Annotated in this window: 18 protein-coding genes and 2 pseudogenes; 15 read left to right on the plus strand and 5 right to left on the minus strand. The window is 42.4% G+C overall.

The annotated features are described in order from the left end of the window. Positions 1-319: 319 nt before the first annotated feature. The 4 genes and pseudogenes from ABLT31_RS19510 to ABLT31_RS19525 all read right to left on the minus strand — a co-directional run. Positions 320-511: pseudogene (locus ABLT31_RS19510) on the minus strand (transposase); the annotation flags it as partial. Between the two features lie 101 nt (positions 512-612). Then, positions 613-744 (minus strand): hypothetical protein, encoded by a 132-nt coding sequence (locus ABLT31_RS19515; RefSeq protein WP_367754715.1) that lies wholly within the window; start codon positions 742-744, stop codon positions 613-615. 465 nt (positions 745-1,209) lie between these two features. Next, the gene (locus tag ABLT31_RS19520; protein ID WP_367754717.1) at positions 1,210-1,674 is read right to left on the minus strand and encodes a hypothetical protein; all 465 of its coding nucleotides are present in this window, start codon (positions 1,672-1,674) and stop codon (positions 1,210-1,212) included. Between the two features lie 110 nt (positions 1,675-1,784). Next, entirely contained in the window at positions 1,785-2,807 is a 1,023-nt protein-coding gene (locus ABLT31_RS19525) for a DUF3231 family protein (RefSeq protein ID WP_367754719.1), read from the minus strand. A 454-nt stretch (positions 2,808-3,261) separates the two neighbouring features. On the opposite strand from ABLT31_RS19525, the gene ABLT31_RS19530 reads away from it, so the two are divergent. From ABLT31_RS19530 to ABLT31_RS19545, 4 genes and pseudogenes are all read left to right on the plus strand, one after another. Then, positions 3,262-3,462: a cold-shock protein gene (locus ABLT31_RS19530; protein ID WP_367754721.1), complete on the plus strand. Its 201-nt coding sequence runs from the start codon at positions 3,262-3,264 to the stop codon at positions 3,460-3,462. A gap of 190 nt (positions 3,463-3,652) precedes the next feature. Then, positions 3,653-4,135 (plus strand): CarD family transcriptional regulator, encoded by a 483-nt coding sequence (locus tag ABLT31_RS19535; RefSeq protein WP_367754723.1) that lies wholly within the window; start codon positions 3,653-3,655, stop codon positions 4,133-4,135. A 100-nt stretch (positions 4,136-4,235) separates the two neighbouring features. Next, positions 4,236-5,648: a DEAD/DEAH box helicase gene (locus ABLT31_RS19540; RefSeq protein WP_367754725.1), complete on the plus strand. Its 1,413-nt coding sequence runs from the start codon at positions 4,236-4,238 to the stop codon at positions 5,646-5,648. Between the two features lie 303 nt (positions 5,649-5,951). Continuing rightward, positions 5,952-6,059 (plus strand): annotated as a pseudogene (locus tag ABLT31_RS19545) (4Fe-4S ferredoxin); the annotation flags it as partial. A 1,258-nt stretch (positions 6,060-7,317) separates the two neighbouring features. Here the strand turns inward: ABLT31_RS19545 and ABLT31_RS19550 are convergent. Then, positions 7,318-8,247, minus strand: coding sequence for a stalk domain-containing protein (locus tag ABLT31_RS19550; protein ID WP_367754727.1), 930 nt, complete (start codon positions 8,245-8,247; stop codon positions 7,318-7,320). A gap of 458 nt (positions 8,248-8,705) precedes the next feature. Here ABLT31_RS19550 and ABLT31_RS19555 point away from each other — a divergent pair, with 458 nt between their 5' ends. The 11 genes from ABLT31_RS19555 (at position 8,706) to ABLT31_RS19605 (ending at position 18,850) form a co-directional block, all read left to right on the plus strand. Then, the gene (locus tag ABLT31_RS19555) at positions 8,706-8,888 is read left to right on the plus strand and encodes an H-type small acid-soluble spore protein (RefSeq protein ID WP_367754729.1); all 183 of its coding nucleotides are present in this window, start codon (positions 8,706-8,708) and stop codon (positions 8,886-8,888) included. A gap of 184 nt (positions 8,889-9,072) precedes the next feature. After that, the gene (fabG, locus tag ABLT31_RS19560; protein WP_367754732.1) at positions 9,073-9,813 is read left to right on the plus strand and encodes a 3-oxoacyl-ACP reductase FabG; all 741 of its coding nucleotides are present in this window, start codon (positions 9,073-9,075) and stop codon (positions 9,811-9,813) included. 94 nt (positions 9,814-9,907) lie between these two features. After that, entirely contained in the window at positions 9,908-10,120 is a 213-nt protein-coding gene (locus ABLT31_RS19565; protein ID WP_367754734.1) for a DUF1540 domain-containing protein, read from the plus strand. A 123-nt stretch (positions 10,121-10,243) separates the two neighbouring features. After that, on the plus strand, positions 10,244-10,603 hold the full coding sequence (locus tag ABLT31_RS19570) for a hypothetical protein (protein WP_367754736.1): 360 nt from the start codon (positions 10,244-10,246) through the stop codon (positions 10,601-10,603). Between the two features lie 220 nt (positions 10,604-10,823). Beyond that, on the plus strand, positions 10,824-11,594 hold the full coding sequence (locus ABLT31_RS19575) for an ABC transporter ATP-binding protein (protein ID WP_367754738.1): 771 nt from the start codon (positions 10,824-10,826) through the stop codon (positions 11,592-11,594). Between the two features lie 54 nt (positions 11,595-11,648). Then, positions 11,649-13,553, plus strand: a complete 1,905-nt coding sequence (locus ABLT31_RS19580; RefSeq protein ID WP_367754740.1) for an AMP-binding protein — start codon at positions 11,649-11,651, stop codon at positions 13,551-13,553. After that, positions 13,553-14,437 (plus strand): branched-chain amino acid ABC transporter permease, encoded by an 885-nt coding sequence (locus ABLT31_RS19585; protein WP_367754742.1) that lies wholly within the window; start codon positions 13,553-13,555, stop codon positions 14,435-14,437. The genes ABLT31_RS19580 and ABLT31_RS19585 overlap by 1 nt, the downstream gene beginning before the upstream one ends. A gap of 7 nt (positions 14,438-14,444) precedes the next feature. After that, positions 14,445-15,515: a branched-chain amino acid ABC transporter permease gene (locus ABLT31_RS19590; RefSeq protein ID WP_367754744.1), complete on the plus strand. Its 1,071-nt coding sequence runs from the start codon at positions 14,445-14,447 to the stop codon at positions 15,513-15,515. Positions 15,516-15,575: 60 nt separating this feature from the next. Further along, positions 15,576-16,811 (plus strand): ABC transporter substrate-binding protein, encoded by a 1,236-nt coding sequence (locus tag ABLT31_RS19595; RefSeq protein ID WP_367754746.1) that lies wholly within the window; start codon positions 15,576-15,578, stop codon positions 16,809-16,811. A gap of 72 nt (positions 16,812-16,883) precedes the next feature. After that, on the plus strand, positions 16,884-17,672 hold the full coding sequence (locus tag ABLT31_RS19600; protein WP_367754748.1) for an ABC transporter ATP-binding protein: 789 nt from the start codon (positions 16,884-16,886) through the stop codon (positions 17,670-17,672). Next, positions 17,672-18,850, plus strand: a complete 1,179-nt coding sequence (locus ABLT31_RS19605; RefSeq protein WP_367754750.1) for a phenylacetate--CoA ligase family protein — start codon at positions 17,672-17,674, stop codon at positions 18,848-18,850. Before ABLT31_RS19600 ends, ABLT31_RS19605 begins: the two co-directional genes overlap by 1 nt. Positions 18,851-19,114: the final 264 nt, after the last annotated feature.

Below are 19,114 nucleotides of genomic sequence, written 5' to 3' on the forward strand. Positions count from 1 at the left end.
GCTTATTTAGCGGTTCCTACAATATCATGACTTTTAATTTTAACAAACTGTCCTATGTGGGTTCTAACGATAAGGTGATCTTCGTACACGTCTTGAATGGTAGCTGGAGCATATTTCATTCCATGCATACGATCTAAAATAATCTTCTGACCTATGGTGTAAGTCTTGTTCAATGGAATCACCTCAGGACAATATATTCTGCTAACTACATTTAAGTACTAGAAATTCTACGGTTTGTATAAATGAGCCTTTTGCAAAATTAGATTTTGAACCTCAAGAAAAATGAAGACATCTTAACTCTTTACACCAAAAACGATTTTCACTTTACCAGACTAAAGTGAAAATGGCATACGGACAGAATTTCTAGTCTAAAGCCAAACTGATAACGAAATCTTAAATCCGTCTTCAGTCGTCGATGAAGAACGGTAAACTTTGAGATTTCCTCCATCGGTGCGGCTAAAAGAGCACGCAAGATGGCCTCTTTACAATAGCCTTTGGCTCCTTGGGGTGAAGTCCTTTTTTATGTCTTCGTAACCCTTGCGGTTCTAAGTCTCAAAAATATGCAAAAGGCTCAAATGAAAAACCGCTTATTAGGCGGTAATTTAATTTGAACTATTCATTCTCTTCATATGCGATAAGAACAATTTTTTCGTTCATAACTCGACGTAATTCTTCTTCCAAGGATTGAACTTTTTGCAATTGATCGGCTGGCAAGTTAGCCACAGGGAAAGTATTATTATCCATTTTAATCCTCCATATTTAGCGTTCTATATTGAAAGTATGGACAAGGATAACAATATTCAAACCAAATAAAAATCAAAATCTATTACAGATTGGAGGCTTGGTTATGAAAAAATTTGAATTTCAGTGGAGTTCCTGGAGCTGCATTAGGAGCTGCGGGAGGATACCCAATGGGAAGATTAGTTTGTGAAAATTGGTATAATAGAACACCATGTGATTAAGAAAAAAGCGACTGAGGGCAAAAAATCCTTAGTCGCCTTTTCTCGTTCTTGCTGCTTTCCATCTTTTTTTCATACAAATTTAAAATTGTATGGCGACAAATTCAAATCCATAAATTCTTTTAAAATTTTTTACTAGTATTTTCTAACGGGGTGCGATAGCACGGGGACGGGATCAACATCCGTCCCCTGCTTCATTGCTGCGCGAAAGGGCAGTTTACCGGAACAAAACACACAAAAAAGAGCGACCTCATGGGGCGCTCTTCTTCTTATTGGTCAATCTGATAAGAAGATAGTATCTTATCAATGAACCTATACCAAAGCCAAGGAAAATTCCTAAAATGCCTGACCAAACACCACCTAGCAGACTTGGTGAGTAAATAACACCAATGGTTCCAAAGTATGCCCCAAATACAAATGGAATGGCATCATATGGTGATATAAACCCCTCAGCATCTTTATATGCGTCCCAGATACCAAACATATAAATACAAGGGTAAAACATTAACCATTGATAATTTGTCCGGGTAATGGCTTCATTTATATGACCGATGAAACTTGAAATGATAACTTCATTTAAATTCGATTGGACATTAATCAGAAATTCTAAGCCAATCAGTAACAGACCTTTTAGGAACTTACCGTTCAGAATTTGTCCAAATCCGGGCAGAGCAATGCTCCATAACAGTACCTCAATACGGTGACACTTTCTCATTCCTTTCCCAACTTTACATTTGAATTAAATTAACGTTGACTATCATCCGGATTATCTTCATAGGGGAAGTACAACAAACGATACTCATTAAAAACGTAAGCAAACAACCTTTAACTGTATTCAGAACGCTTTGCCATCGAAATATTGTGTAAAGCGTGTGGCGCTTCTTCCAACCATTCATTTTCAATCATCAGATTTGCACCATCCTCTGCATAGGCAATGGCTGCGGTGAGAATCTTCATAAACAAACTTCCCAAATCACGTCTTGAAACTGTTCCTAAAGCGCTTCCATAAATACCAATCGATAGACCGCTAATTGCTGTTATATGAAACATTATTAATTTGTCTGAAAACGGCGGGATTGTGGAGTTAAGAACATCAGAATCCCATGTCGGTGATACGTTGATATTTTCTTCAGATAGTTTATGCGATAATTCCTGTATATTACTAAAAGCAATATCTATACCTCTCAAGCAATACTCCCGAACCTTTTTCGAACGAGCAACCTGACTGAACCCAAGAAGCAATGCTTTTCCAATGCCGTTCCTTTGGATATTGTAATAAATCTGGGTAATTTCTAATGCGTTCAAAGGTCTTCTATTTCCTAACCATCCTGTCAAATAACTCTGCTTTTGGATAAACTCGACTTTTTCAGGAATAGGGATATAGGCTGCTCGGCTATATAGTCCTTTGGATAATAGGCATTGTAAACTTTTTTCATATAAATCTCTAGCCGATATATATGCCTTTGAAAAAATATCCACTATATCTTTACGGGCAACCGATGACACGGCCAAACCATAGGTAGTCATAGCTAATTTAGACATATTATGTACGTAGTTTAAGAAGTAAGTATCGGAGTATAAAGCAGGAGCATTTATGTCAACGTCTTGTTCTCCGAACCCCACAGGAATGGGATGACCTTCTTGATTAAATATTTCAGTTATTACCTGTATATGTGTTTGGCTTATACCGAGAGCAAATTCCAAAACAGTTTGAATTTCCTTATCTTGTGTTTTAGCAATAAAATATTTAAGAACGCAGGCAGACATGCTATCGGTCATATAGGTTGACCATAGGTTACCAATTTCTGCAGAGGTTAGTCTGATATTGTGTTCTGTTTTTGTTTCCATTACTTACCACCCCTTACCAGATTTTTTCTTAGTTTCTCCGAAAAATTTGCAAATAATGTAGATTAACTCCTTAATGTGCTAACGGGATTCTAGTTGAAGAGCGGCGTTACATCGCTCTTCTTTTTTTGTTATTAAAGTATTGGGCAGCTAAATAAAACGATTGATATTTACTGTTGCTACATGGGGAAGCTAACTATGAACATTTAAAACTGGAGCTAAAAAGATGATATTTCACATATCCGTATCTTTAATTTCATTACTGGTTGCATGGAATAGGAATATATGGTATCATTGCTTAACGTTGTAAATAAGTTAATTCTATTGTCATGTTAAATTCACATGTTAAAAAGGGTTATCACTTCGTGGATGGTTACTCTTTTTAATATGTGAATTTTTTTATTTCCGTGAGTAAATAGGAATAGCATATTTAAATAAAAAGTTGGAGGTTTTGTTCATGCAAAAAGGAACTGTAAAATGGTTTAATTCGGAAAAGGGATTTGGTTTCATCGAAACAGAAAACGGTAATGACGTATTTGTACATTTTAGTGCCATTACAACTGATGGATTTAAATCATTAGATGAAGGCCAACGCGTACAATTCGAAGTGGTTCAAGGCCAACGCGGTGCGCAGGCTTCTAATGTTTCAAAGCTTTAAGATTTCGTAGGCAGGATCCCCTATAACAATAGGGGATTTCCCCTTTTTATGTAACCTCTTTAGATATTCAAATTACTTTTATCCCTTCCCATTATTCATTTTTCTACCTTAGGGTTTTCATTGGTTTGATATAACGGTTCGTCGTCTGTAAGAGTTTTGTGTAAACATAATCAATCCAGGAGGTGGACCTATGTTTCAAATTGGAGACAAGATTTTCTATCCGATGCATGGAGCAGGTACTGTTGAAGCTATTGAAGAAAAGGAAGTTCTTGGTGAAACTCAGTTATATTATATTTTAAATATGGCTTTGAGAAAGCTGAAAGTCATGATTCCCATGAGAAAAACCTCTCACTTACTCATTCGGGAGACTGTAGATATTGAGATAATAGAAAAACTCTTAGCTACTTTTCATCATGGGGAACCGAACACAACCATTAATCCGCATAAAGAAAGGCAGCGGATTAATATCGTCAAAATGAAGAGCGGCGATATTCATGAAGGGGTTCAAGTGATTCACGATCTAACCTACCTAAGTAAAAGTAAAAAACTCGGACTAGAGGATAAAACGATGTTGGACAATGCACGGCAAATGTTAATGAGTGAATTGATCCTTGTGAAGGGTCTGAGTGAAGTCCAGGCAGCGCAAATATTGAACTGCCCACCTCTCCATTAAGCAGAACGTATTCATTTTATATAGGTCCATCTGGATACTTCCTGTATGCAGGAGGATGTTCTGTCAGCAAAAAGTGTGAAATGAAAGAGGGAGTACGAGTATGACAACCTTTAATGAAATGGATCTTAGCAGACTCATTCAAGATGCGATTACCGATATGGGTTTCGAAGAAGCTTCTCCGATCCAAGAGAAAGCCATCCCCCTTGCTTTGTCTGGGAAGGATATCATTGGGCAAGCACAAACCGGAACTGGAAAAACAGCAGCATTTGCCATACCGATTTTGGAAAGAGTGGATAAAAGCAAAGAGTATGTACAGGCCATCGCTATTGCGCCGACTCGGGAATTAGCGATTCAGGTTTCAGAAGAAATTAATCGCCTGGCGAAATACACGGGAATTCGTTCCCTTCCTATTTACGGCGGGCAGTCTATCGATCGCCAAATCAATGCGCTACAAAAGGGGCCGCATATTATCACAGGAACCCCGGGCAGGCTTTTAGACCATATCCACCGAAAAACCCTGCGCTTAGATCGCGTAGCTATGGTTGTACTAGATGAAGCGGATGAAATGTTAGACATGGGTTTTCTTGCCGACATCGAGCAAATTCTCAAAGAGACTCCAGAGCAAAAACAAACGTTACTGTTTTCAGCAACGATGCCGGCACCGATTCAAAGTCTTGCTGAAAGATTTATGAGAGATCCAGAGCTAATTAAGATGAAGGCGAAGGAAGTGACTTCACCTTCCGTTAAGCAGGTTTATTATGAAGTGAGTGAACGAGATAAGTTTGATGTGCTTTGTCGTTTGCTGGACGTGGACAATCCGGAGTTATCAGTGATTTTCGGACGAACCAAGAGACGTGTGGATGAATTAACCGATGCTTTGAATAAAAGGGGATATCTTGCGGACGGGTTACATGGAGATTTAAATCAACGACAACGAGACGTTGTGATGAATAAATTTCGCGAGGGAAACATTGATATCTTAGTGGCCACTGATGTTGCCGCACGCGGGATTGATGTTTCAGGGGTAACCAATGTCTATAATTTCGACATTCCTCAAGATCCAGAAGGGTACGTTCACCGCATTGGACGAACAGGGCGAGCTGGAAAAACAGGGCTAGCTAGCACCTTTGTAACATCAAGAGAAATGGGAGCGCTTCGTGGGATTGAGAAAGCATCAAAAAGAAAAATTGATCGGCAATCGGTCCCGACTATTGCTGAGGCGGCGGAATCCAAACAGCGCATAGCGTCAGAAAAGCTGATACAGCTCGTTGAAGAGGGAAACTATTCTTCGTTTAAGCAAACAGCTAGCGAGTTGCTTGACCGATACGATTCCATTACGTTAGTTTCAGTTGCTTTACAGTTGTTGACAAAGGACCAGAAGGACATATCGATCCAGCTTACAACCGAAGAACCGCACTATGCTAAAAACTTACGGCTTAAGGTGGAAGGTAAAGCAGGAAGAAACTATAAAGGGAAGAAATTTGCTGGGAAAGAGAAAAAAAGTAAACGGTAACAGGCGGTACAACGAATTTTTAAAAAGAAGCAATACAGAGGATGATGATCGTAATGATCTTCATCTTTTTTATAAGGCTGAAATAGACAGGTGACTTCTTTGTTCCTTCAGGTTATAACAAGTGTGCTAATATGACATATTATAAGTCAATGAACAGCAGCCATAAAGAATAAAACAAGCGCTACATGAATGGTTAACGGAAGTTGTGAAGGTGGTCTGAAAGGAAGAATCCACTTGGCAGGTTCAATCGAAAGATAATAAAACCAACATGTGGTATTACGTCCTTGAACTTGGTCGAGATAAGAATGGGAAGAAGTACGGATGCAAGTCGGCTATGAGGGCTGTCATGAGTGCGGAAGCTGTCGCATCGGCTGCCCTCATGAGAATATTAAGCGGGAATATCCGAAGGGCGATAAGCCTTTTTTTTATATATCAATCGATTGGTATACCAAATACAAAGTGCTAAATATTTATAATATTCACAGTTTGTACATATCTTTTTTAATTTGTATATGATAGAATAAAAATACGGAAAATGAATTAAACAAATAAAGAAGAGGAGGTTATGGACATGATCGATCGTTGTGTTCGTTGCGAAGAGGAATTAGCTATTGTAGAAAGAAATAGGAGTGAGTGTTGGGAGTGTCAGGATGTCATGTCTGTGACTTACTCTGATGATCAAATGGAATAGTTTTCAAGATGTTTTTGAATAATTGATTGGATTGTTTACGGAAAAATGAATTAAACAATGAAGAAGAGGAGGTTATGGACATGATCGATCGTTGTGTTCGTTGTGATGAGGAGTTAGCTATTGTAGAAAGAAATAGGAGCGAGTGTTGGGAGTGTCAGGATGTCATGTCTGTGACTTACTCTGATGATCAAATGGAATAAAACGAAATAGATTCCTACGTGCTTTCTCCCTTTGCAAACTGCAAAGGGGATTTTTTTTCAAAAAATAGCAGCTTACCAAGCTGATGAAACATAAATTTTCATCAGGTTGAAATGTGGATGGTATTTTTTTACTGATCGGAATATATTTAAGAACTTGCTTGTTCCCAAAGGTATTGGAAGTGTCCCCTTACAAGATCTTTAGCAAACTCGTATATCATTGCCTCTGAATCAAACTGACGCAGTAGCTCCTCAAGATCGGACGGTAAACTTGGACTGGTGCTTTGAATTTTGTACCTGGACATCTAGAATCATCCTCCTTGAAAATCACTTACCTCTGACAGTATAGCATAGAATGATAAACTTTGTTAACGCTTACATTTCGACAAAAAAAGACACTATTGGCGATCTTTTAATATAAGCTGATTATACACTAAAAGTCCGCCAAGTTTACCCAGCGGACTTTTAGTGTATATATGATCAGTTTAGTTTTTAGTATTAAACAAAAGTTATTTTTCTGCAAGCAGGGTGATAATGAGTGTAATGAAGCATTTCATCTAGTTCACGCATCTTTTTAGCTGCTTGTTTCTGGGCAAATTTTCCATACAGATATTTGAACATTTCGTTCCATCTCCATTTTTTTTATAAATATTTAACTTACGTTGTACATGGTATACCGATTCCGGTGTTTAGTCAACATTTTTTTCATGTTTTCTATTGCAATTTATGTCGAATTGTGTTATCGGTTACATTTCAGATTTATCAGCTTATTATATACATCCTACGGAAGGGGAAGCAGCAGTTCAAATTGTCTTTTTCCATCCTTCGGGCTTTCCTCGTATAAAACTAAGGTTAAAGTAGAGTTGGGTCTCGCTTTACTCACATCAAGTCGAAACATAAACAAACCCCATTCAGGTGCGCCGCGACTGGTTGTGTCAAATCCCTTGGCCAGTTCATAGTGACCGTCTTCCACGACATATCCCATTACTCCTTCAAACACTCTTGCAACCCCCATAACCCAATAGCTTCCATCATGCTGGTAGATCTTGATTTTAGCAAATCGCTCATTCTCTGCCTGTTGGCTTGTTGAAGGCCCTTCTTCGATAATTTCCGTTATCATATTCCGTTTATGTTCATCCACATATGATTTAAATAATAAAATGGATCCTTCCTTCCACTGCTTCCCCAGTTTCATTACATCGTTTGAAAGCTGAAAAACCTGAGTACCATTTTTCGTTTCCAGTTCAATAGAGTGAGGATCGACCTGTCCGATGACCATTCCACCGGCTATCCCTTCCCATTGTTTAATTTTCATTTCAATGGTTTTCATCTCCGTTTTGACAATTACTTTTTTTTCTTGTCCGATCCATTCCACTTTAGCGCCGAACGTTTCACTAATAAAACGAAGAGGGACATAGGTGCGATCATTTCTGATGAGAGCTTTGGTGTCTAGCATTTCAGATCTTCCGTTTACTACCGCTTCAGCTTGGCCTATCGTTAAGACAATCGTGTTTCCGGCTGCTTTGAGGTGTACGGTCCTTGTTTGAGGATTCCATTTGACTGACGCTCCTAGCTCCTCACTTACAAACCGGACTGGAACCATGGTTCGTTTACTTTGTATTTCAATATAGGGCTCTGCATCCCAATCGGAGCTTTCGGCTTGGATGGGAAATGGGGTAAAGCACCATAAACCAACTAGTAATATTGCCATGAATCTAACAAGGTACAAAAAAATGCCTCCTCCCGTGACGATATTAATTAGTCTATTCGCCAGCGGGAAGGGGCATGCGCATCGTGAGTGCGATCTGCAAACAAAAGTTTGTGTATTGAGGGAATATATAAACGCTTGCGGACTACTTCGGCTCGAATTTTAGGCAAGGTTTTCCGGAAGACTGGAAAACCACCTGAGATGGGAGATGAGAGGTTTTAAATTCAAAAAATTTGCATCCTCTAGGGCTGTTTTTATCCCAAGTTATAAAGTAGTGTTTACATTTCAAACAATTTATACGCTGTTTCTCCAAGTTTCTTTCCTCCATAGCCAAAATTATACCTTGTCCAGACGAGATTGCGAAGATCCTCTGCGAGCAGCTTCGAGGAAGGGTATAAAATTCCTCGAATTGAAAAGAATAAGTTCATCTAATGAAATTACTAAATTTGGGAGGGATTGGAATGGATTTAAACCGTGCACAACAAATTGTTGAGGCCAAAGAAAAAATCGATGTGCAAGTAGATGGGACTTCGGTGTGGATTGAAGGAATTGATGCCCAAAGCAGAACAGCAAGGGTGCATCCAGAAGGAGAACCGAACGATAAGAGAACGGTAGCTATTGACGATTTACAGGAAATGCATTAATAGATAAAAGGAGTACCTGTTCGCTGCGGGTGCTCCTTTTTCTTTTCAAAAAAATATTCCATAGGTGATAAAAGTCGGTATCGACTAATAGACTATATTAAAATAAATTCCTTACAGTGATCACAGCCTGAACGCCATTACATATACCTATTCTATAGAAAAAAATGCAGAGGAGGAATGGAGTATGAGGTTAAAGGAGCAGGTGGCGATTGTAACGGGTGGAGGCAGTGGCTTAGGGAGAGAAGCAAGCCTCCTATTCGCTCAGGAAGGGGCTGCCATTGCTGTTTGGGATATCAATGCTGAACAAGGGGAAGAAACTGTAAAGCTGATTCAAGCCCGTGGAGGATCGGCACAATTTTACCAAGTGGATGTAGGGGATGAAAAGAAAGTACGGGAAACTGTAGAACAGGTACAGCATCAGCATTCCAAAATTGATATCTTAATTAATAACGCAGGTATTACACGCGATGCGATGATTCATAAAATGGCTCCAGAACAATGGGAACAAGTAATCAGAATTAATCTGACTGGTGTATTTAATTGTACGCATGCAGTCGTACCTTATATGAGGGAAAAGGGATACGGAAGGATTATTAGTACCTCATCCGTTGTCGGGATATACGGCAACATGGGTCAGACTAATTATGCAGCAGCAAAAGCAGGCGTCATCGCGATGACGAAAACGTGGGCAAAAGAATTGGGGCCAAAAGGCATAAATGTAAACGCTGTAGCCCCAGGATTTATCAAGACTCCAATGACCGACGCAGTACCTGAAAAGATTTTGAGGATGATGGAGGATAAAGTTCCTTTAAAACGGTTAGGCGAGGCAAAAGATATTGCGAATGCTTATCTATTTTTAGCTTCTGCCGAATCCGCCTATATTAACGGCTGTGTACTAAATGTTGACGGAGGCTTAGTCCTTTAGTTTGGAGTATCTCCCTTTTCCATCTTTACCCGTGATCGAATTTCCTTGAATGAAAGAAAGGAACAAGGTAACGATAAAGGTGGAGGTGATTGATATGCCAAATGTAGAAGTGAAATGTTCTGTAGCTAACTGCACTTACTGGGGAGAAGGAAATAATTGCGTAGCCCCTGCAATTATGGTTGAAGTTGATCGCCATGCAAATTATAACGCGGAAATGGCGGGGGAACTAGGTATTCAGACAGAGCATAAGGATCAAGCAGCAGACTCTGCTGAAACATGCTGTCGTACTTTTAAACCAAAACAGTAAACGTGTATTATAACACCTGACTGGAAATCAGTTAGGTGTTTTCCTTTTTTTCGACAACATATTGTATGGCAGATAAACTAATGCTAGTACTACCCTAAACAGCAAAGGGGGAACGATCTGAGTATGGAAAGGGAACGAATGTCCGATCAAAAGGCTTTCGAAGAGGAAACCGCTTCTGAGCTTTCACCGCGCTTACCCGCAACTCCTGTCCCTCGGGACATCAAGGAAGACGAGGATTCCTTAACCCAGTCCTCTCTCCATGATATCCAGGAGGGAGAAGGGAGCGGCACTGCACTGGGTATTGTCGGTTTGGTACTTTCCCTTGCTTCTCTGTTCACGCTTCCCTTTTTTCTGTCACTTCTAGGGATTGGAGCCGGTTTTGCAGCCTCAAGAAGAGGAGCCCGAAGTCTCGGAAAATGGGCCATCGGGGTGGGGGTTATCTCTATGATTGGCGCTGTCTTGTTCGCTCCATTAGTAAGTTAGGAAGCTCCATCCGGAGCTTCTTTTACGTTTGCCAGATACATTTGTTGGAATTCATAATTGATCACTCACAATTTATCGTTGAAATACAAAAGATAAAGGGTAGTCTTGTCAAAAAATACAAATGAAATTATTTTGAATATTTTGTTGACTAGTCCCGAATGGTAAATATATAATATTGACAACGCTTACAATAGGAGCTGGGGGATAGGGGGAATGGCGAGTGAAAATATTGGAGATAGAAGATCTCTCTCTACACTTCGGTGGAGTAGCAGCCTTATCAAAGGTCGGCTTCCATGTATTAAAAGGAGAGATTTTTTCCATTATTGGTCCTAATGGGGCTGGGAAAACAAGTATGTTGAATTGCATTAGCGGATTATATCATCCCTCTCAGGGAACGATTCGATTTGAAGGAAAAGAAATAACAAACATGAAACCCTTTAAAAGAGCCGAGTTAGGAATAGCCAGAGCATTTCAGAACATTGAATTGTTTAAACACATGACCGTTCTGGATAATTTATTGCTCGGCCGTTTTATACGCATGAAATCAGGTATTCTCTCTGGCGGGCTTTTCTGGGGAGCTGCGCAAAGGGAAGAAGTGGAGCATCGCAGGGCAGTGGAGGAGATCATTGACTTCCTTGAAATTCAAGACATTCGGAACAAGGCAGTCGGTACCCTTTCCTATGGGCTGCAGAAACGAGTAGAAATGGGACGTGCGTTGGCTTTAGAACCGGAATTGCTTTTGTTGGATGAACCCATGGCGGGTATGAACACAGAAGAGAAGGAAGACATGGCGCGCTTCATTCTGGATATCCATGAGGAAAAGAAAACAACAATCGTACTCATTGAACATGATATGGGCGTAATCATGGATCTATCCAATCATATTGCTGTTTTGGATTTTGGCCGATTAATCGGTTTCGGTACTCCGGAGGAAATTCAAAAGAATCCTAAGGTCATAGAAGCTTACTTAGGAGAAGAACATGTTAGTTAGCCAGGTTATGTTATACAAACGAGTGAATAAAGAAGCAGAGGAGGGAGGAGTAGCATGGAAAATAAAACCCTGCCGCAACTATTGAGAGATAAGAGGAATGAGATGGCAACTCGGGTAGCGTTACGGGAAAAAGACCTTGGCATTTGGAATGAGTACACATGGGAGGCTTTTTACCAGCTAGTCAAACATTTTGGATTAGGCATCCGAGCCTTAGGGTTTAGGCGTAAAGAAGCTTTAGCCATTATTGGCGATAACAGGCCTCAGTGGGTCATTTCTGAACTGAGCGCTCAGTCAGTAGGAGGGGTTTCAGTTGGAATTTATCAAGATTCGCTTCCCAATGAGATAGCTTACATACTTAACCATTCCCGAGCGCGGTTTGTTGTAGTTGAAGATCAAGAACAAGTGGATAAATTGTTTGAAGTTGAACACCAACTGGAGCACGTAGAAAAAATTATCTATTACGATCCCAAGGGAATGAGGGACTACCGGCATCCCAAACTGATGTATTTTGAAGAAGTTATAAAGATAGGTGAAGCAGAAGCTCAGAAGGAGCCTGATGTCTTTGAGCAACAGATCGACCAGGGAAAGTTCGAGGATATCGCTATCCTTTCCTATACGTCAGGAACAACCGGAAAACCAAAAGGAGCCATGCTCAGTCACCAAAACCTGGTATGTATGGGGCACAACCTAATGAAGCTGGATCCATTGGAGATAGGAGATGAATTTCTTTCGTTCCTTCCATTGGCATGGATTGGGGAACAGATGATGTCCGTCGCATCCTTTCTCGTGGTTGGATTTACAGTGAATTTCCCTGAGGAGCCTTCTACGATCCAGCAAGATTTGCGGGAAATAGGGCCTCATGTGATATTTTCTCCTCCACGAATTTGGGAGGACATGGTCTCCAAGGTTCAGGTACGCATCCAAGATGCAGGCTGGCTTAAGCGCAAAACCTATGAAGTGTTTAAAAAGATCGGCGACAAGGTAGCCGATGCTGAGTTCAGTGGCAGGTCTGTATCAACCATGACCAAATTGCTGTATAAGCTTGGAGACTACCTAGTATTCAGTGCACTTAAGGATCACTTAGGTCTGCTTCGCTTGAAACGTGCCTATACAGGTGGTGCAGCTCTAGGTCCTGATGTATTTCGATTCTTCCATAGCATGGGAGTCAATCTTAAACAGATTTATGGCCAGACCGAAGTCACAGGCATTGCTATCGTTCACCGGGACGGAGATATTAAGTTCGAAAGTGTAGGAGTGCCCATTCCTGGTACAGAGGTGAAAATTTCTGAAGAAGGAGAGATCCTGATCCATAGCCCAAGCGTCTTCGTTGGCTATTTTGAAAATGAAAAAGCTACCGCAGAAACGATCCAAAACTCTTGGCTTCATACCGGGGATGCTGGCTATTTGGATGAAGCAGGGCATCTTTATGTGATTGACCGTTTAAAGGATGTGATTCGTCTGGAAAGCGGAGAGATGTTCTCTCCCCAATTTATTGAGAACAAGCTGAAATTCAGCCCTTATATCCAGGAAGCCGTTGCTATCGGTAAAGAGCGGGAGTATGTAACAGCGATCTTAAACATTGATATGGGCAATGTAGGGAGATGGGCTGAAGAAAACCAAATCGCTTATACCACGTACACGGATCTATCCGCGAAGCCGGAGGTGCTGGATCTGATCCAAAGGGAAGTAGCTGAGATCAATCAAGACCTCCCTGAAAAAGCAAAAGTGAAAAAGTTTGTACTGCTCTGGAAAGAGCTTGACGCAGACGATGAGGAATTGACGCGCACGAAGAAAATCCGCCGCGGGTTTATTATTGAAAAGTATAAGGAAGTAATTGATGGAATGTACTCCGTCCAGAGTGAAATTAATGTGGAAGGAAAAATCCGCTATAGAGATGGAAAAGAACAGGTTATCAATACGCGTCTTCGGATCATGATGACCGATGGGGAGGTGGCTTAATGGACTTTCTTTTGCAGTTGGTAGTCAGCGGACTGGTCATTGGCAGTGTTTATTCTCTAGTCGCTCTAGGTTTTGTTCTTATCTATAAATCCAGCGATGCCATCAATATGGCCCAAGGCGAATTTTTGCTGGTCGGTACCTATATTTGTTTAACATTAATCACCACCTATAACGTACCCTTTTTGCCAGCCTTGTTCCTCACGCTAGTATTTAGTGCAGCTCTAGGCTTCCTGATTGAAAGGCTGGTTCTGCGTCCGTTTATCGGAGAGCCGGTCATCTCCATGATCATGGCAACCATTGGACTATCCAGCTTGATGGCAGGGATCATACACGTTTTGTGGGGCTTTGAGACACGAGTATATCCTCCCGTATTTTCTCAGGAACCAATCAAGCTTGGTGCGATTATCATCTCTCCCGTTTATTTATGGTCTCTCGTGATTGTGTTAGTTTTGCTGGCTCTTTTCACCCTTTTCTTTAAGTTCTCGAAGATGGGGATTGCCATGCGAGCGACTGCAGACGACCAGCAAGCGGCTCTTTCCATGGGAATTAGCGTAAAGGCAGTTTTTGCAGTCACTTGGGCGATCTCCGCCATTGTTTCCTCAGTTGGAGGCGTATTGCTAGGCAATATTAACGGGGTAAATTCCTCCCTGGCCCTCATTGGTTTAAAGGTTCTTCCTGTAGCATTGCTTGGCGGATTGGACAGTATACCAGGAGCGATTGTGGGCGGATTTATTATTGGCTTGCTGGAAAGCTTAGCGGGAGGCTACCTGGATCCGTTGGTTGGCGGTGGCTTAAAAGAAGTCGTTCCTTTCATTGTGCTTGTATTAATTCTCATGTTTAAGCCTTACGGTTTATTCGGTAAACGCGAAATAGAGAGGGTGTGAGAAAAATATGAGGAATCCTTTTGTTATGGAGTGCGGAGAGTTCCATGTGAATTACAAGCAGGAAACAGCATTATACAAGATTCCCCGCGTCAGGCGTCGCGTCATGCTGATCCTTGCTTTTTTTGCCGTCTTTCCGCTTATCTTCGGTGAATACTACGTAGGATTAGCTACGCTGTGCGGGATTGCAGCGGTCGGTGCCATCGGTCTGAATATCCTGACGGGCTTTACAGGGCAGATTCATATAGGAGTAGGCGCCTTTTTAGGTGTAGGGGGATACGCTTCGGCTATCATCACAACCAAATTGGGCCTTCCCTTCTGGATTGCTATGCCAATGGCAGGAATCGTAACGGCAGCGGTTGGAGCCCTGTTTGGAATTCCCTCTTTGCGGCTTAAAGGCCTTTATTTGGCCATGGCGACACTCGCTGCGCAGGTCATTATCTTGTTTGTGATCAGCCGCTGGGACAGCCTGACTGGAGGGACGTCTGGTCTCATACTTTCTCGCCCTAGTATTGGCTCTTTCACGTTTGCATCCGAAACCAGTTACTACTACTTGACGATGGCTGTCCTGTTTATAACGGCTTTATTTACCTTAAACCTTTTCCGTTCCCGCATGGGAAGAGCGTTTGTAGCCGTAAGAGACCGGGATATAGCAGCTGAAGTAATGGGGATTGACCTGTTTAAAACGAAACTCCTCTCCTTTGCCGTGAGTTCCTTTTTCGTCGGAGTGGCGGGGAGTTTGATGGGCCATTATACGATGGTGGTAAGCCCTGAATTGTACAGCATTGGAGTATCTATTGAGTATCTGGCCATGATCCTTATTGGGGGACTGGGCAGCGTTATGGGTTCGATCTATGGAGCCGTATTCATTACGTTACTGCCTGTCTTTTTGCGAGCTGCATTGGAAGTCATTGGTGCTTATTTCCCAGGGCTTGAGGGGATATTTGTTGGTTTTAGAGAACTCATTTTCGGTGCCATTGTTATCCTTTTCCTCGTTTATGAGCCAGACGGAATTGCGAAGATATGGAAGAACCTGAAAAACTACTTTAAGTTATGGCCTTTCTCCTACAACCGTTCATAAGAAACGGTGTGGGGGAAGTAAATATTTCTTTAAAATATCTATATAACTGGGGGAAGCAAAATGAAGAAAATGTGGAAAAAACTTGGTTTAAGTGCAGCAACACTTTCTCTTGCCCTTGGTCTAGTGGCATGCGGCGGTGGCGGAAGCAGCAGTACGCCAGCTTCTACGGGTGGAGGAGAAGCAAAACCGGTCGAATCCACAGCGAAGGGGACGGTAAAGCTTGGGGGGTTATTTGACATTACCGGAGGAACAGGGGATGTAGGTGCTCCCTATGCGGAAGGTGAAAAGGCATATGTGGAATATATCAATAGCAAGGGTGGAGTCAATGGGTACAAAATTGAGCTGATTGGAGAGGATTACGCTTATAAAATTCCAGAAGCCCAAAAGCTCTATACCAAGTTTAAATCCAAAGATCAAGTATCTGCGATATTGGGGTGGGGAACAGGGGATACCGAAGCTCTTCGCCAGCAAGTTGCAGCCGATAAACTTCCATTTTTCTCAGGATCTTTCTCTGAAAACTTAAAAAACATTGAAGAAAGCCCGTATAACTTCCTGATTGCAGCCACCTATTCCGACCAGGCAAGAACAGCGATCAAGTGGATGAAGGACAATTGGAAAGGATCCGGAAATCCAAAGCTAGCTTTAATCTATAACGATACGCCTTTTGGGAAGTCCCCAATCCAAGATGCTAAAGATTACGCAGCCCAAATCGGGGTGGATGTCGTAGATGAACAGGTGGTCGACCTTAAGGCATTAGATGTGACTTCCCAGCTTCTCAACCTGCAAAAAACAAACCCGGATTTTGCTATTATTCAGCAAACGTATGGAGCCACGGCTACAATCCTAAAAGATGCTAAAAAGCTGGGCTTGAAGACGCAATTCGTTGGACTGAACTGGACAACCGGAGAAGGATTGCTTCCTATAGCGGGTGATGCTGCAGAAGGATTCATTGGTGTAGTGACTCACGCGTTCCCATATGAAGACCTGCCAGGAATGGCTGAAATTAAAGAATACCTAGATAGCAAAGGCAAAAAGGTAGAAGATATCAACCAAAAGTACGTTCAGGGATGGGTTGCTGCGAAGGTCATGGTTGAAGGAGGAATTAAAAATGCCGGCGACAATGTAACAGGTGAAGGAATCCGTGCCGGACTCGAAAAGCTGAACAATTTTGATCTTGGCGGACTGGCTGCTCCCCTTACCTTCACGCCGGATAACCATGCAGGAACAAACATGATTCGCTTGGCTCAAGTGAAGAATGGCAAATTTGAAGCCATCACCGATTACATCGGTCACTAAACTCAAAATAAGGGCTGCTTGCCTTAAACACTAGCAGCCCTTCTCTTAAGGGAGAGGGGAGGAGAAGGTCAATTGCTAACGTTAAATAATGTAGAAGTCATGTATGATAAAGTGATCTTGGCCTTAAAAGGAATGTCCATGCATGTTCCGAAAGGCAAGATCACAGCTCTCCTAGGAAGCAATGGAGCCGGAAAGAGTACGACGCTCAAGGCCATCTCAGGCTTGCTTAAAAGTGAAAATGGGCAAGTGACGGACGGACATATCGAATTTGAGGGAAAAAAAATAGACGGAAACGACCCTGATGTGATTGTGAAAGGAGGCATCTTTCAATGTATGGAAGGACGCCGGGTATTCAAGCATCTGACGGTAGAAGACAACCTTATCGCTGGCGCGCATACACGCAAGGATCGATCCAACCTAAAGAATGACATTGAACGCGTCTACGCCTATTTTCCTAAATTAAAGATGCTGAAAGGCCGGACAGCAGGCTACCTGTCTGGAGGAGAGCAGCAGATGCTGGCGATAGGAAGAGGCATGATGGCTAAGCCAAAGGTATTGCTGCTGGATGAACCCTCTCTTGGTATTGCTCCGCTTTTGGTAAAAGAAATTTTTAGCATTATTAAGCAAATCAATCAACAAGAAGGAACAACCATACTTGTCGTCGAACAAAACGCCAATGTCGCTCTGTCTATCGCAGACTATGGCTATATCATGGAAAATGGACGGATCGTGCTGGAAGGGGAAGTTGCCTCTTTATTATCGAATGCGGATGTACGGGAATTTTACTTAGGAATGAAAGACGCCGGCAGAAAGAGTTTCCGTGACGTTAAACATTATAAACGAAGAAAGCGGTGGATGTAATGAAGGAACATCTTCTTCAAGAGGTCATCAGGCACGCTTATGAGAACTCCACGGGCTGGAAGCAGCGGCTGGATGAGGCCGGTGTCGGGCCTGCGGACATTGAGGAGGAAGAAGACCTGACTAAAATCCCTGTCCTGCGCAAGGAGAGTCTTCCGATGCTCCAAAAGGGCGCACTGCCCTTCGGCGGCCTTACGACGCTTGAGGCACAGCGAATGGTCCGAATCTTCATGTCCCCAGGTCCCATCTATGATCCTCAGGCTGAAGAGGGAGACTTTTGGCGGTTTGGAGAAGCCTTGCAAGCGGCTGGATTTGGAACAGGGGACATCGTCCAAAATACATTTTCCTATCACCTGTCTCCCGCCGGATTCATGTTTGATTCGGCCCTTCGTTCCTTGGGATGTACGGTAATCCCGGCGGGGGTCGGAAATACTGATTTGCAGCTTCAGCTGATACAGGATTGTGGTGTAACGGGGTACGTCGGAACCCCGAGCTTTCTCGCCACTCTTTTGGAAAAAGCGAAAGAAAAAGGGTTAGAAATAATAGAAAGCATGCGGCTAGAAAAGGCATTTTTCACAGCTGAACCGCTTTTGACGAGCTTACGGAAGCAATTTGAAAGCTACGGGATCCAGGTATCCGAGGGATATGGCACGGCCGATATCGGTTGTATTGCCTATCAGATGGGTAAAGACTCCGGACTCAAGGTCAGAGATACCATTTTCCTGCAGATTTGTGACCCGGAGACAGGTGTGCCAATTTGCAATTCGGATGTTGGTGAAATTGTCGTCACTTTGCTGGACAAATCCTATCCGCTCATCCGATTCGGTACCGGTGATTTATCGCGGTGGGTGGAAGGCCGACAAGGTGAAAGAATTGCGGGGGTAGTGGGACGAGTAGGCGACGGGGTGAAAGTAAGAGGCATGTTCGTCTATCAGCAGCAAATAGCAAGGGTATTGAGGGGCTTTGCAGAAATCGAGCATTTCGATGCTCTGGTTTCCAGAGAGGGATTGCGGGATACGCTCATGATTCGACTGGAGACTCGCAATGTTTCGCCATCATTTATGGAAATGCTGACTCGGCTTTTAAAGGAAGAGCTGAGAGTGACTCCAGAAGTGGAATTTGTTCCTATAGGGGCACTGGACCGTGGAGCAAAACAACTGAAGGATGTTCGAGTAGGCTAGAAAACTTGGCTGGCCAATGCCCTCCCTTAAAAAGGAGGGCATTATCCATGAGGTAAATATTGTAAATATGCAAATCAGAGGAGGATAATACATGCTGAATGGGTTGAAGGTATTAGACTTAAATGCTGCGGCAGGTAGTAAGCTATCAAATCTATGAAACCAGAGATAATCGGCATATGCCCTGGGAGCATTGGAGAAAAAGTTTTGGACTGCGTTCTGCAAGGCAGTTGGCAAAGAGGATTGGATCCCTTTTGGGGAAGCTCC

Source organism: Ammoniphilus soli (genome assembly GCF_040813775.1).